The 13,165-nt window shown below is 64.7% G+C and carries 17 protein-coding genes; 10 read left to right on the top strand and 7 right to left on the bottom strand.

Annotated elements, in window-relative coordinates; all coding sequences use genetic code 11:
• Window positions 1-9: 9 nt before the first annotated feature.
• Both ACX80T_RS00290 and ACX80T_RS00285 read right to left on the bottom strand, forming a co-directional pair.
• A complete protein-coding gene (locus tag ACX80T_RS00290; RefSeq protein ID WP_459303490.1) occupies window positions 10-1,170 on the bottom strand; it encodes a Gfo/Idh/MocA family protein in 1,161 nt (386 codons plus the stop codon).
• Window positions 1,167-1,616: a sugar phosphate isomerase/epimerase family protein gene (locus ACX80T_RS00285; protein WP_459303489.1), complete on the bottom strand. Its 450-nt coding sequence runs from the start codon at window positions 1,614-1,616 to the stop codon at window positions 1,167-1,169. Before ACX80T_RS00285 ends, ACX80T_RS00290 begins: the two co-directional genes overlap by 4 nt.
• Window positions 1,617-1,732: 116 nt before the next feature.
• Here ACX80T_RS00285 and ACX80T_RS00280 point away from each other — a divergent pair, with 116 nt between their 5' ends.
• From ACX80T_RS00280 to ACX80T_RS00270, 3 genes are all read left to right on the top strand, one after another.
• Window positions 1,733-2,944, top strand: a complete 1,212-nt coding sequence (locus tag ACX80T_RS00280) for an ROK family transcriptional regulator (protein ID WP_459303488.1) — start codon at window positions 1,733-1,735, stop codon at window positions 2,942-2,944.
• Window positions 2,945-3,039: 95 nt separating this feature from the next.
• Window positions 3,040-3,603 carry an orotate phosphoribosyltransferase gene (gene pyrE / locus ACX80T_RS00275; RefSeq protein WP_019483296.1) on the top strand — a complete coding sequence of 188 codons (564 nt, stop codon included), beginning with the start codon at window positions 3,040-3,042 and terminating at the stop codon, window positions 3,601-3,603.
• 15 nt (window positions 3,604-3,618) lie between these two features.
• Window positions 3,619-4,620 (top strand): thioesterase domain-containing protein, encoded by a 1,002-nt coding sequence (locus ACX80T_RS00270; RefSeq protein ID WP_459303487.1) that lies wholly within the window; start codon window positions 3,619-3,621, stop codon window positions 4,618-4,620.
• Here ACX80T_RS00270 and ACX80T_RS00265 read toward each other — a convergent pair.
• On the bottom strand, window positions 4,614-5,348 hold the full coding sequence (locus tag ACX80T_RS00265; protein WP_459303486.1) for a tyrosine-protein phosphatase: 735 nt from the start codon (window positions 5,346-5,348) through the stop codon (window positions 4,614-4,616). The two genes, ACX80T_RS00270 and ACX80T_RS00265, sit on opposite strands and share 7 nt — an antisense overlap.
• 3 nt (window positions 5,349-5,351) lie before the next feature.
• Entirely contained in the window at window positions 5,352-6,131 is a 780-nt protein-coding gene (locus ACX80T_RS00260; RefSeq protein ID WP_019483293.1) for an HAD-IIA family hydrolase, read from the bottom strand.
• 63 nt (window positions 6,132-6,194) lie between these two features.
• Between ACX80T_RS00260 and ACX80T_RS00255 the strand changes: the two genes are divergently transcribed.
• The 3 genes from ACX80T_RS00255 (at window position 6,195) to ACX80T_RS00245 (ending at window position 8,459) form a co-directional block, all read left to right on the top strand.
• The gene (locus tag ACX80T_RS00255) at window positions 6,195-6,830 is read left to right on the top strand and encodes a TrmH family RNA methyltransferase (RefSeq protein WP_459303485.1); all 636 of its coding nucleotides are present in this window, start codon (window positions 6,195-6,197) and stop codon (window positions 6,828-6,830) included.
• A 188-nt stretch (window positions 6,831-7,018) separates the two neighbouring features.
• Window positions 7,019-8,038 carry a class II fructose-bisphosphate aldolase gene (gene fbaA, locus ACX80T_RS00250; protein ID WP_459303484.1) on the top strand — a complete coding sequence of 340 codons (1,020 nt, stop codon included), beginning with the start codon at window positions 7,019-7,021 and terminating at the stop codon, window positions 8,036-8,038.
• 1 nt (window position 8,039) lies between these two features.
• The gene (locus tag ACX80T_RS00245; protein WP_019483290.1) at window positions 8,040-8,459 is read left to right on the top strand and encodes a DUF3151 domain-containing protein; all 420 of its coding nucleotides are present in this window, start codon (window positions 8,040-8,042) and stop codon (window positions 8,457-8,459) included.
• Window positions 8,460-8,469: 10 nt separating this feature from the next.
• On the opposite strand, the gene ACX80T_RS00240 is transcribed toward ACX80T_RS00245, so the two are convergent.
• Complete coding sequence (locus tag ACX80T_RS00240) at window positions 8,470-9,072, bottom strand: hypothetical protein (RefSeq protein WP_459303482.1); 603 nt, start codon at window positions 9,070-9,072, stop codon at window positions 8,470-8,472.
• Window positions 9,073-9,119: 47 nt separating this feature from the next.
• Between ACX80T_RS00240 and ACX80T_RS00235 the strand changes: the two genes are divergently transcribed.
• From ACX80T_RS00235 to ACX80T_RS00220, 4 genes are all read left to right on the top strand, one after another.
• The gene (locus ACX80T_RS00235) at window positions 9,120-9,506 is read left to right on the top strand and encodes a DoxX family protein (protein ID WP_019483288.1); all 387 of its coding nucleotides are present in this window, start codon (window positions 9,120-9,122) and stop codon (window positions 9,504-9,506) included.
• A 230-nt stretch (window positions 9,507-9,736) separates the two neighbouring features.
• Entirely contained in the window at window positions 9,737-11,023 is a 1,287-nt protein-coding gene (locus tag ACX80T_RS00230) for an adenylosuccinate synthase (protein WP_024476241.1), read from the top strand.
• Between the two features lie 8 nt (window positions 11,024-11,031).
• The gene (locus ACX80T_RS00225) at window positions 11,032-11,298 is read left to right on the top strand and encodes a DUF3253 domain-containing protein (RefSeq protein ID WP_459303481.1); all 267 of its coding nucleotides are present in this window, start codon (window positions 11,032-11,034) and stop codon (window positions 11,296-11,298) included.
• A 149-nt stretch (window positions 11,299-11,447) separates the two neighbouring features.
• The gene (locus ACX80T_RS00220) at window positions 11,448-11,708 is read left to right on the top strand and encodes an EAL domain-containing protein (protein ID WP_019483285.1); all 261 of its coding nucleotides are present in this window, start codon (window positions 11,448-11,450) and stop codon (window positions 11,706-11,708) included.
• Between the two features lie 17 nt (window positions 11,709-11,725).
• Here the strand turns inward: ACX80T_RS00220 and ACX80T_RS00215 are convergent, their stop codons facing one another.
• Together ACX80T_RS00215 and ACX80T_RS00210 are read right to left on the bottom strand one after the other, a co-directional pair.
• Window positions 11,726-12,502, bottom strand: a complete 777-nt coding sequence (locus ACX80T_RS00215; protein ID WP_024476240.1) for a SurA N-terminal domain-containing protein — start codon at window positions 12,500-12,502, stop codon at window positions 11,726-11,728.
• A gap of 112 nt (window positions 12,503-12,614) precedes the next feature.
• Window positions 12,615-13,109: a DUF427 domain-containing protein gene (locus ACX80T_RS00210; protein WP_459303480.1), complete on the bottom strand. Its 495-nt coding sequence runs from the start codon at window positions 13,107-13,109 to the stop codon at window positions 12,615-12,617.
• Window positions 13,110-13,165 lie beyond the last annotated feature (56 nt).

Here is a 13,165-nt window from a genome sequence, read left to right as displayed (position 1 = left end):
TAGATCGTCTCAGGCGGGTGCGACGGCGGCGCCCGCCTGGGCGGCGCTGGCCTCCACTGCGGCCAGTACCCGCTGGGTTGCCAATCCGTCCTCGAACGACGGCGACGTCGGTGTGCCCGAGTCGATCGCTGTGAGGAAGTCGGCTGCCTGGCTGGTGAACGTGTGGTCCCAGCCGAGGGTGTGCCCGGCGGGCCACCAAGCTCCAAGGTACGGGTGGGATGGCTCGGTGACCAGTATTTTGCTGTACCCCTGCAACTCTGCCGGTGTGCCGCTGTCGAAGTACTGCAACTCGTTCAGGTGCTCCAAATCGAAGCGGAGCCCACCCCGGGAACCGTAGATTTCAATCTGCAGCGAGTTCTTGCGCCCCGTCGCGAACCGCGAGACTTCAAGGCTGGCGACCGCCCCGGAGGCGAGTCGAAGGGTGGCCCAGGCGGCGTCGTCGACGGTTACCTGTTCGGGGCCGGCCGGGCCGGGACGCTCCGCCACGAACGTATTGACAGTGCCGGACACGCTCGCCACAGGGTCATCGAGCAGGAAGGCCACCTGATCAACAGCATGCGATGCCAGATCGCCCAGAGCGCCGGAACCGGCCGATGCCTTGCGCAGACGCCAGCTCATGGCGGCCCGCTCGTCGGCTAGCCAGTCCTGCAGGTAACTCACGCGAATCTGACGGACGTCCCCCACCCGCCCGTCAGAAATCAGGGTCCGCGCCAGGGCAAGTGCGGGAAGTCGTCGGTAGTTGAAGCCGACCATCGACTGGACGCCGCGGGACCGGGCTGCCACAGCCGCTGCGACCATCAGCTCGGCTTCGGCAACCGAGTTGGCGAGCGGCTTCTCGACGATGACGTGTTTGCCTGCCTCCAACGCGGCGATCGCCAGTTCGGCGTGCAGGTGGCCAGGGGTGCAGATGTCGACAATGTGGATATCGTCGCGCTCCAGCACTTCCCGCCAGTCGGTGGAGCTTTCGGCCCAGCCGAATCGGGTGGCGGCGTCGGCGACGTGACCGGCGTCCCGGCCAACCAGGAGCTGCTGGGTCACGCGAGGAGTCGGATAAAAAGCGTTCACATTGCGCCAGGCGTTCGAGTGCGCCTTCCCCATGAAGGAGTAGCCGAGAACGGCCACCCCGAGCGTGCCGGGCACGGCAGCTGCTGCCGAGGCGGGGGTGGTCATCGGTGGTCTCCTTGAGGCAGGGGCGTAGCGGTCCTGGGCGGCGTGATCGAGCGCAGGAAGGCGAGGCCGTCGTGGGCTAGCCGGTCCTGGGACTCGGCGAGGGGCCGCCAGATGGAGGCGGCGATGGCAATGCTGGCGTTGTGCGAGGTGAAACTCTCAATATTCAGTGGACCCTCGTAGCCCACCGTATCGAGGGCTTCGAGGATGCCGGTCCAGTCGGTCTGGCCGCCGCCGGGGGCACCACGGTCATTGCCGCAGACCTGGACGTGCACCAGGTGTTCTCCGGCACTGATGATGGCGGCCGCAGACGAACGCTCCTCGATGTTCAGGTGGAGGGAGACATCTTTCAGCACCTCAATACCAAAGAAACTCTTGGACAGTCCGGAGACACTTAGCACCGTCGAGGTGCTGTCCCGAGACTCTGAGGGGAAGACATCGTTATCCACCAGCCCACTGTGACATGGAACTCATACTTTTGTCGAGCATCATTCAAAAGTAAGCCGTTGTACATGAGTTAGTGGAATGTGAGACACGCCGAAGTTCCGCGTGGTTTACTGAAACTGTGTTGAAGATTGAGTCCGAAAAGCAGGCCCGAACCTCGGCTTTACCTGCTCCTGGTGCCAGCGAGGTGTTCCAGCTCCTCCGCGATGGGCAGCCGCGGACCCGGGCGGAACTGGCTCAGCTCACCGGGCTGGCCCGGTCAACCGTCGCTTCACGGGTGGAGACGCTGATGACCCTCGGGTTGGTCGCCCCGTACGGGGGTGCCGTGTCGACCGGCGGCAGGCCGCCGTCGTTGTTCGCCCTCAACCCCGGGGCACGGGTGGTGATCGGCGCCGATCTGGGCGCCACCCACGCCCTGGTAACCCTGACGGACCTCTCCGGAACAGAACTGGCCAGCGCACGCCAGTCCATGACCATCTCCGACGGGCCAGAGACGGTGCTGGGCTGGTTGGTGGCAGCCATCGGCACCCTGCTGCGCGAGGCAAATCGGACCAGCTCCGAACTGGCAGCGATCGGCATTGGGTTGCCCGGACCGGTGGAGCACGAGACGGGCAGGCCTATCAACCCGCCGATCATGCCGGGCTGGGACCGGTTCGACGTGCCGGGGCTGGTGCAACGCAGCTTCAACGTGCCGGTGCTCGTCGACAACGACGTCAACATCATGGCCCTCGGCGAGCTGAGCGGTAACTGGCCGGACACCACCGATCTGATGTTCATCAAGGTGGCCACCGGTATCGGCGCCGGGATCATTTCAGGATCAATGCTGCAGCGCGGTGCGCAGGGCACGGCCGGAGACCTCGGCCACGTCCGGGTCCCACGCGGTGGTGAGATTCCGTGCCGCTGCGGAAACACGGGGTGCCTCGAAGCCCTGGCCGGCGGGCCCGCGCTCGCGGCAGCATTGAACGCACTTACCGGGCGTGAACTGACCTCCAGCCAAGGGGTGATCGACCTGGTGCGTTCGGGCGACCGCGACGCCATCCAGGTGATCCGCCAGGCGGGCCGCGACATCGGCGATGTGCTGGCCACCTGCGTGAACCTCATCAACCCATCGGTGGTCGTGATCGGCGGGAGCCTGGCGCAGGCGGGCGAGCACCTGCTGGCCGGGATCCGCGAAGTGGTCTACCGGCGTTCCCTGCCTTTGGCCACTGAGCACCTGCGGATTGTGCCATCGGTAGCCGGGCAGAATGCTGGTGTCCGGGGTGCCTCGGTGATGGCCATTTCCCACGTCCTGTCGCCGGAATCAATCGAAACCGCGAGCCTGAGCGCCCCCTGACAGGTTTAGGCATGCCCGGGGAAAGGCACTTGGCATCCGGTCACACTGGTTGGGGCCTCGCATGTCCGGTACCGAAAGACATTAGGATTGCAACCATGACCGCCGATAGCACCGCCCGCGTCCGCCTGCGTGAACTGATCCAGGAACTGGCCATCGTGCACGAGAAAGTGACGCTGTCCAGCGGCAAGGAAGCCGACTATTACATTGACCTTCGCCGGATCACCCTGCACCACGAAGCATCCCAACTGGTGGGGCAGGTCATGCTGGAGTTGCTCGACGACGCCGGAATCGCCTTCGAGAGCGCCGGCGGCCTGACCATGGGAGCTGACCCCGTGGCCACCGCCGTGATGCACGCCGCGGCCCGCGACAACCGTGGCATTGACGCGTTCGTGGTGCGCAAAACCCAGAAGACTCACGGCATGGCCCGCCAGGTGGAAGGCCCGGACATTACTGGCCGGTCCGTCGTCGTGCTCGAAGACACCTCCACCACCGGTGGGTCAGCGTTGACCGCTGTCGAGGGTGTCCGGCGGGCTGGTGGCAAGGTGCAGGCAGTGGCGGTGATCGTCGACCGCGACACCGGGTCGAAGGAACGCATCGAGTCTGAGGCAGGGGTGCCGTACCTCTACGCCTTCGGCAAAGACGAGCTCGGTCTGGGTTAACACCCCCGACTACCTATGACTGAGGACGCCGAACGGCTGCTTCGCTACGCGCACGGGATCAAGGGCATGTCCCGCCGCTCTTTCCTGGTCGGCTCCGGGTTCGGCCTCACCCTCGCCGCCGACCTGTTCCTGACAAGGAGGATCCAGGAGGAACGGGAGGAGCTGCAGCTCCTCCCGGTTGAGGATGAGGAGGCGGCGCGGCGGTTCCCCCGAACCCGATGGATCATCTTCCCCGGGTACAAAACGAGTTGGGAAGAGGGCGGCTGGATCGGCAACTCCCTTCGACCGGCCCTCGGGCAGCGAGGACAGATTTCAGTCATGGGGTACTCGAACCGTGGGCTGAATATCACCAACATTGTTGCCGCACTGAACCGCTATGTACGGATCTTCCAGGTCGAAACCCTCTACTTCTATGGGCACAGTTTTGGTGGGATGGTAGCCATCGAGGTGGCGTCGCAGCTGCGTGAGTTGGGGATCAACGTGAAGCTGATCATCCTTGACTCCAGTCCGCATTCCCGCACCGATGTGCTGGACCAGGCGGTGTTCGAGGGTGTGGTGCGGCTCTACGACGCCGGATACCGGGTGCCTACCGTGTTGAGGGGCGGATACGAGCTGGGAGAGCGGATCGTCAACAAGAACGAACGCAGCTGGCAGCAGGTCGTGAACCAGACCCTCGAGCAACTGTCTCCGCTGGCGCCGTCGAGTTTGCTGATCCAGTCACAGTCGTCGTACATCTACCACTACAACGTCACCCGGTTCCAGGGCACCCTGGGGGATACCCAGATTGCCTTCATCGGCAACCCCAATGACAACACCGTGAACTACACGACGACCCGGCCGGGATGGGCTGAAGCGTTCCCGGACAACCTGGTGTCTGCTGACTACGTCACCGAGGGTGCGCTCCCAGCCCACGCGAGCCCGCAGTGGAACCCCTTGATCTATCAGGGCATTGTGGTGGCGCTGCAGGAGGAGTTCCTGCCACTCCCACGTGGCGGGTCGCTGCGAACCGTCTACTGACCGTTGAGTGTCTTCCGCAGTCGCGTCAGATCGTGGCGGTCCATGCCGGCTCCCGTCAGGAAAGCGTCAACGGTCCCGTATTCGCGGCGCAGCCCGTCGATGAACGTGGCCATGGCCGCAGCCGGGGAGGTGAGGATTACCGGCGGGTTGTCGAACGACATCCGTTGCGAACCGGATGGGGCGTTCCCCAGCCAGAGCTTCGCCAGCGCTGGCAGGATTTCGGGCAGGGCGCCCGTGGTGTGGGCGTAGTCCTGGATGATCAACTCGTCGGACACCCCGGCGACCAGGAGAACGACGGCGGTGATCACGCCCGTCCGGTCCTTGCCTGCCGCACAGTGCACCAGCGTGGTGCGGCCCGCCACGATCGGTTCGAGGGCGCTGACCACCGCTCCCGGGCGGCTATTCAGCCAACCGACGTAGTAATTCCCCAGGTCCTCGGCGGTCAACAAGCCCATGGTCGATGCGGGGTTGGCCTCGGAGGGGTCGAGCGGTGCGGCGACGACGTCGATCCCGGCGTCGGCGGCGACCAGCCAGGGCACCATCCCCGCCTCACGTTCGCTGCGCAGGTCGACGATTGTCTCGATGCCCCGGCCGGCAAGGAACTCCATCGTCGCGACGAGGTCCCAGTCAAAGGGCTGGCTGGAACGGAACACCCTCCCCGGCGCGGGCGCCCTCGGATCGGAGGCGGTGAGTTGAGCGATGTCGCGCAGGTTCAGGATTCCCGCCACTGCCTACACCTGGTCGATCAGGTCGGCCACCGACTCCAGGATCTGGGCGGGACGGAACGGGTAGGCGTCGATGTCGGCGCGCTGGGTGATCCCGGTCAGCACCAGGACGGTGTGCAGTCCGGCCTCCATCCCCGCGATGATGTCGGTGTCCATCCGGTCGCCGATCATGGCGGTGGTTTCCGAGTGGGCGTCGATCTGGTTCATCGCCGACCGGAACATCATGGGATTAGGCTTGCCCACAATATAGGGGACACGACTGGTGGCGGCGGTAATCAGCGCCGCCACGGCGCCGGTGGCAGGAAGCGGCCCTTCCTTGGATGGCCCGGTCACATCCGGGTTGGTAGCGATGAACCGTGCACCGCCTTCCACCAACCGGATCGCCTTGGTGATGGCTTCGAACGAATAGGTGCGGGTTTCACCCAGCACCACATAGTCGGGGTGCTGATCGGTGAGCACGAAACCCGCGTTGTGCAACGCCGTCGTCAATCCGGCTTCGCCGATGACGTAGGCGCGTCCGCCCGGCAGCTGCTCCTTGAGGAACTGGGCCGTGGCGAGGGCCGACGTCCACAGGTTCTCCTCGGGAATTTCCAGGCCCGAGGCTTTAAGCCGCGCCGCCAGATCCCTGGGTGTGTAAATGGAGTTGTTGGTCAGCACCAAAAACCGTTTGGAGGTGGCCACCCAACGGTCAAGTAGATCGGCCGCGCCTGGGATGGCCTGGTTCTCGTGAACGAGAACACCGTCCATGTCCGTCAGCCAGCATTCGATGTGTTCGTTCTCGCGCATGTGATCTCTCCCTGCCGTCCGGGCGGTGCTATCGGTCCCAGTCTTTCACCTTAGGCTGGGAGCGTGAAAGAAAATCCCGAAATTCCGCTCATTCCGGTAGGTGTCGGGCCCTGGGAGGGTCAGTTGCCGGCGGGCAGCCAGTGGGACCCCGAACTGCTGGCGGCAGGTGACACCCGCAACGTCGTCGATCAGTACCGCTACTGGACGCACGACGCAATCGTCGCCGACCTCGATTCCCGCCGTCACAACTTCCACGTGGCGATTGAGAACTGGCAGCACGACCTGAACATCGGTTCCGTGGTGCGTACCGCCAACGCCTTCATGGCCAAGGAAGTCCATATCATCGGACGACGACGCTGGAACCGTCGGGGTGCCATGGTCACCGACCGCTACCAGCACGTGCGACACCACCCGACCGTCGAGGAATTTGTTACCTGGGCCAGCGGCGAGGGACTACGGATCATCGGGATCGACAACTTCCCGGACTCGGTGCCGCTGGAAACCTACGAGTTGCCGGAGAACTGTGTGCTGGTTTTCGGCCAGGAGGGACCGGGTCTGACCCCGGAAGTCCACGCCGCCGCCGATGCCACCCTGTCCATCGCCCAGTTCGGTTCAACGAGGTCCATCAACGCGTCGGCGGCTGCGGCGATCGCGATGCACGGGTGGGTTCGCCGGCACGTGTTCGGTCAGGGCGTCTAGCCTGGTCAAGTGAGGCCGTTTGGCGTGGTGCGGGAGCCAGAAACGGCCCCCGCCGTCAGGTTTGCCGGTTGCAAGCGGCAAACCTGACCCTCCGGGTCGTTTCTGCCGAACGAGCAGTCGAATAGGATGGAATGAGCGGTCCGTTACCCATCCCGCCTGTCTAATACGCATTCCACAGAGGAGTCCTTATGCCTATCGCAACACCTGAGATCTATTCGGAAATGATCGACCGTGCCAAGGCCGGGGGCTTCGCGTATCCGGCCGTCAACGTCACCTCTTCCCAGACCCTCAACGCCGCAATGCGGGGGTTCGCCGAGGCCGGATCCGACGGCATTGTGCAGGTCTCCACCGGCGGAGCAGCGTACTGGTCCGGTGCGTCGGTCAAGGACATGGTGGTGGGATCCCTGGGCTTCGCAGCCTTCGCCCACGAGGTGGCCAAGAAGTATGACGTGAATATTGCGCTGCACACCGACCATTGCCCCAAGGACAAACTGGACGCATTCGTCCTCCCCCTCCTTGCCGCATCGGAAGAGGCAGTCAAGCGCGGCGGCAACCCACTCTTCCAGTCCCACATGTGGGACGGCTCAGCGGAAACCCTTGAAGAGAACCTGCGGATCGCCAAAGACATCCTGCCCCGCGCGGCGGCTGCCAAGATCATCCTCGAGGTCGAGATCGGCACTGTCGGCGGTGAAGAGGACGGCGTCGAAAACGCCATCAACGACAAGCTGTACACCACTGTCGAAGACGCACTGGCCACCGTTGAGGCCCTGGGCTCCGGCGAACACGGCCGTTACCTCACAGCGCTGACCTTCGGCAACGTCCACGGCGTGTACAAGCCCGGCGGCGTGAAGCTCCGCCCCGAAATCCTCAAGGACATCCAGGATCAGATCGGCGCCAAGCTGGGCAAGGACAAGCCCTTCGACCTGGTGTTCCACGGCGGATCCGGTTCCTCAGCCCAGGAAATCTCCGACGCTGTCTCCTACGGCGTCATCAAGATGAATATCGACACCGACACGCAGTACGCATTCACCCGACCCGTGGTGGACCACATGCTGAAGAACTACGACGGCGTGCTGAAGGTCGACAACGAGGTTGGCAACAAGAAGGTCTACGACCCACGGGTGTGGGGCGCCGCAGCCGAGGCCGGTCTTGCAGCCCGCGTGGTCGAGGCCGCATCATCACTGGGATCCGCCGGGAAGAAGCTCTAGCATGTCGGACGAATTCCGCCGCAACCTCCTCGGCCCCGAGCCCACCCTCCTCCCCGAGGAAACGGACCTGGGTGCACGCCTCGACGCCGGCGACGAGGCGGTAGACCTCGCCGCCAAGTACCCGACGTCGTCGTTGGTGTGGGCCATCCTCGCGGATGAGGCCTACGCCGAGGGGCGCACCATCGAGTCCTACGCGTACGCACGAACCGGGTACCACCGCGGCCTCGATGCGCTGCGGCGGAACGGATGGCGGGGCACCGGCCCGGTCCCGTACTCGCACGAACCCAACCGCGGGTTCCTCCGCTCGCTGTACGCGCTGGGCAGGGCTGCGGCCTCCATCGGGGAGATGGACGAGGCGGAGCGCATTGCCAAGTTCCTCGGCGAATCCGATCCGGAAGCCAGCAGGCAGCTCGGCAACTGAAGGTGAAAAACTAGGTTGACGGTCGCTTGATGCTGGTCACCACGGTGACCAGCATCGGCGCGGCCGGGGCGGAGCTGAACCCGAACCGCACCGGTGGGGACAGCCGGGCGAGTGCGCCCTGGTCCCTGCCGTGCCAGCGCACCGACGCGGCCGCAATTTTCACCGCCGCCGTCACCCCGTAATACTCGGTGCGGCCGTTGCCCGCCGAACCCGCCGTCTGTACCCCCGGCATCACCAGACCGGCCACCGGGTTGATCAGGCTGAGCCAGCGCGGTGACGTTGCTACCCGGGCGGGAACGAGGCTGAGCAGCCGACCGAGCCCTGTCACGCCGCCAAGGTCGGCGGTCAGTTCGAGCGGCCCCGCTGCCACCGTCAGCCGATGCTCGTCGAGTGTGGAGACCACGTCCACCACCTGAATCTGATCGAACGTGTAGGTAGCGCTGACGTAGTCCGCGACGGCCTGGTTCGGCGCGAGCAGGGTGCGCCGGCCGCCGTCGTCCTCCACCATGACGTCGGTAAAGGCGCCCAACGGCGAATCCGCCCACAGGCCAACGACCAACCGGATTCCGGCGGCGGTACCAACTCCCGCAATGTTGCCAACAAATCGATCCATGATCATATTCTCCCCTCCCGGTGCGCCCCAGGTGGCATCATGAGCCTATGCAGACGAACCGGATGGAACTGGTGTGGGTGGCGCTCGCCGCCGTGCTCGCGTTCTTCTTCGTCCGGGCCGGGATCGAGAAGGTCATGGGGGACCCCGCCGCGCTGCTCCCGTTCCAGGAATCCGGGCTTCCCGGCTGGACTGTCTACCTGACCGCTGCCGGCGAATTCATCGGGAGTGCTGCCCTATTCGTTCCCAGGGTGCGCACCCCGGGAGCGTTGCTGCTCGTTCTTGTCATGACCGGCGCCGCGGTGACGAACATCGTCAACGGTGACGTGGGGTACCTGTGGACCAACGTGCTGCTGGGCGCCGGTGCCATGGTGCTGGCCTGGCAGGGGCGAAGCCACCTGCTGAACCCACTCCGGCGGGACAATCGTCCGGGCTGAGGAGCTCGAGGCTTCCGGGACCCAGAACAGGTCAAGAAGTCGGTTGTGGATGCCGCTGCCGGAGCCGGGTAATCATCAAGCCGAGCGTCAACGGGATCTGTTGCTAAACTTGGGTGGTAAGAGCCCCAGATCTCTTGCCGCAATGCACTGAGGTCTTGGGGCATTCTCATGCACTTCTGGCGGCATCGGCACGGTGTCCGGATGCCGCCGCAACGATGGGGGAGGATCCCATGCCAGCGATCGTTATTGTCGGAGCCCAGTGGGGCGACGAAGGTAAAGGCAAAGCAACAGACCTACTCGGCGGGCGGGTTGACTACGTCGTCAAGCCAAACGGCGGGAACAACGCGGGGCACACCGTCGTCGTCGGCGGTGAAAAGTACGAGCTGAAGCTCCTTCCCGCAGGCATCCTGAGCCCCAACGCGGTCCCCATCATCGGCAACGGCTGCGTCATCAACCTTGAGGCACTCTTCGAGGAGATCGAGGGGCTCGAGGCGCGCGGCGCCGACACGTCCAAGTTGCGTATTTCGGCGAACGCGCACCTGGTCGCTCCGTATCACCAGGTGTTGGACAAGGTCACTGAACGGTTCCTGGGCAAGCGGGCCATCGGCACCACCGGGCGCGGCATCGGTCCCGCCTACATGGACAAGGTGGCACGGCTGGGGATCCGGGTCCAGGACGTCTTCGATGAGTCGATCCTGCGGCAGAAGGTTGAAGGCTCACTCGCCCAGAAGAATGAACTCCTGGTCAAGGTGTACAACCGGCGTGACGTGGAGGTGGAGGAAGTGGTCGAGTATTTCCTCGGCTTCGCCGAGCGCCTCCGGCCGCTGGTCATCGATTCCACCTATGTGCTGAATGAGGCGCTCGACGCCGGCAAGGTGGTGCTCATGGAAGGCGGCCAGGCCACGTTCCTGGACGTAGACCACGGCACCTACCCGTTCGTGACCTCGTCGAACCCCACCGCGGGTGGCGCATCGGTCGGCTCGGGGATTGGCCCTACCCGGATCAGCCGCGCAGTGGGCATCATCAAGGCCTACACCACGCGCGTCGGCGCCGGTCCCTTCCCCACCGAACTCTTCGACGACATGGGCATGTACCTGCAGACGAAGGGCGGCGAGTTCGGTGTCAACACCGGGCGGCCACGCCGCTGCGGTTGGTACGACGCCGTCCTGGCCCGCCATGCGGCCCGCGTCAACGGCTTCACCGACTACTTCGTGACGAAGCTTGACGTGCTCACCGGGATCGAGCGGATCCCGGTTTGCGTGGCGTACGACGTCGACGGCGTCCGGCACGATGAGATGCCGATGACCCAGACCGATTTCCACCACGCCAAACCCATCTTCGAGTACTTCGAGGGCTGGACCGAGGACATTACCACCGCGCGGACTATCGATGACCTGCCCGATAATGCGCAGGTGTACGTTCGGGCGCTGGAGAAGATGTCAGGTGCCCGGTTCTCGGCCATCGGCGTGGGTCCCGACCGGGACCAGACCATCGTCATCAACGACCTGATCGGTTAGGGAACCGGTTGGGCCCCGCTGGCGACGACACCGGTCGGCTGCTTGAGGACGCCATCCGGCGGCTCCTCGACGAGCGGGCCCCCGAGGCGACGATCTGCCCGTCGGAGGCTGCCCGCGCAGTATCCGACGGACAGTGGCGGGACCTGATGGAGGCGTCCCGGGACGCTGCCAAGCGGTTAGTTGCCGCCGGTGAGGTGGAGATTACGCAGGGCGGAGCGGTCATCGATCCGTCCATCATCAAGGGACCGATCCGGATTCGGCGCCGTCGCGCCTAAACGCTTACATTTCGGTCCGCCTCGCCGACAGTTCAGTGAGGAGCCGACGACCACCCGTATCCAGGTCGTCGCCCACACAACTTTTGAGGGGCGGAAATGGCGCCGACGGCGTTTTCTGAGCGAGCCTTTCCCGCTCACCGGCGGCAGCCGTGAGCGCCGCCGGGCTGGACTATCAGGCGCTCTTCGATCATGCCCCCTGCGGGTACCTGCTGGCCCACGCCGTCGGGATCAAGGCGGTAGCCGAGGGCGTCGAAACCGAGGGGCAGCGTGAGGCCCTGATCGGGCTCGCCTGCGACCTGGCCCAGGGATATCACTACGCCCGGCCACTTCCAGCCGACGAACTGGCGTCATGGTTCGCGATGGAATCCCCTGACCGGACGCCGGTCAGTCCCGGTGCCGCAGCCCTCTAGCTGCGGCACCACCTGCCTTAGAGGTTGATCGTGATGTCAGCTTCCTCGCGGAGGCTGGATACCAGGGACTCCGCTGCGGCGGATTCCTTCTGGGTCTGGAGCTGCTCCTCGAGAGCTGGCCGTGCTTCCTCGAACGGGGGAACCTCGGTCTCTTCGCCGCTCTGGGCGTTCTGCTCTTCCTGCTGGGCCACTGCCTCGTCGTAGGCGGTGGTGAGCTCCTCCTCGGAGGGTGCGGAGTCCCCAGCCTCTTCCTGGATGAGCTGTTCCACCTGGACCTGGGTGGCGAGCTGGTCGTTGACTGTCGCCTCGTCCATGCCCTGCTCGGCGAGCGCTGCGTAGAACTCCTCGGCCGAACCAAGCTGGTTGGCTGCTACGAGCTCATCGAGTGCTGCGGTAGTTGCTTCGTCGCTTGCCTCAATCCCCCGTTCGTCAGCTTCCTGAACCAGCAGTTCGGTGCCGATCATTCCCTCGATGGTCTGGGTTTTGAGCTCATCCTGGTCGACTGCTTCCCCTGACATCTGAGACTGGATTGCGGCCTGCTCGTACTGGGCGGTGTAGACCGATTCGAAGTCCGCCTTCAGGATCTCGGTGCCGTTGACCAGCGCCACGACGTCAGGCACGCCTTCCAGATCGGCGTCGGCAACTTCGGGGGCCGCTTCGGGCGCTGCGCTCTCATTGGCGGGGGCCTGCGACGTCTCGGATCCCGACTCGCTGCCGTCTTCGGGGGTGCCGCACGCGGACACCACCGAGACAATTCCGGCCAAGGCAATACTCAGTAAAAACTTCTTCCGCACAATATTCTCCTGCCAGATAGATAACCAACCTGCGAAGGTATCAGTCCTCTATGAGCGTTAGCTGGGCGTCACCGTTCGACGGCGAGGTCGCACTGTCGGGACTGGGCCCGGACTACCAGCCCCAGGTGCCGGGGGCGCCTTTGAAAGGCCCGACGATGCGGCTGGTGATCCAGCCGCCGTAGAAGTCGCCCTCCTGCGCCTTGACCACTTCACCGTCAATAAGACAGCGGTCCATTGCTCCCGGATAAATCGCTACCCGGGTTTGCAGTGCCTCGAAGCCGGGGGTGGGGGTTGGGTAGGTCCACCCGGCGCGGGGTGCGCGGTGCTGCCCGCTGACGACGTCGTAATACGCTGCCATCCCCTTGTACTCACACAACGATGAGCCCTCCACGCGAGCCAGGGCGCCGGCGACGAAGTCGCCCATCGGAACGTAGTACACCGGGGGGTGGCTGGTTTCCAGGACCCGGACCGAATCGGTGCTGTCGGCGATCACCATACCGCCGAACTCAATCAGCGCCCGCTCGGTGGTGGGCTCCAGCCGTGGCGGTCGCGGGTAGTCCCACACTGATTCCTGGCCGGGGCCGGGGACGATAGGTTGCAGTGTCATAACCCAACAATAAGACGTTCAGGCATTCGGTAGGCTGTGAGGGCACCTATTTCATG

The sequence above is a fragment of the Arthrobacter sp. Sr33 genome (assembly GCF_054511195.1).
This window is presented reverse-complemented; position numbering and strand designations above follow the sequence as displayed.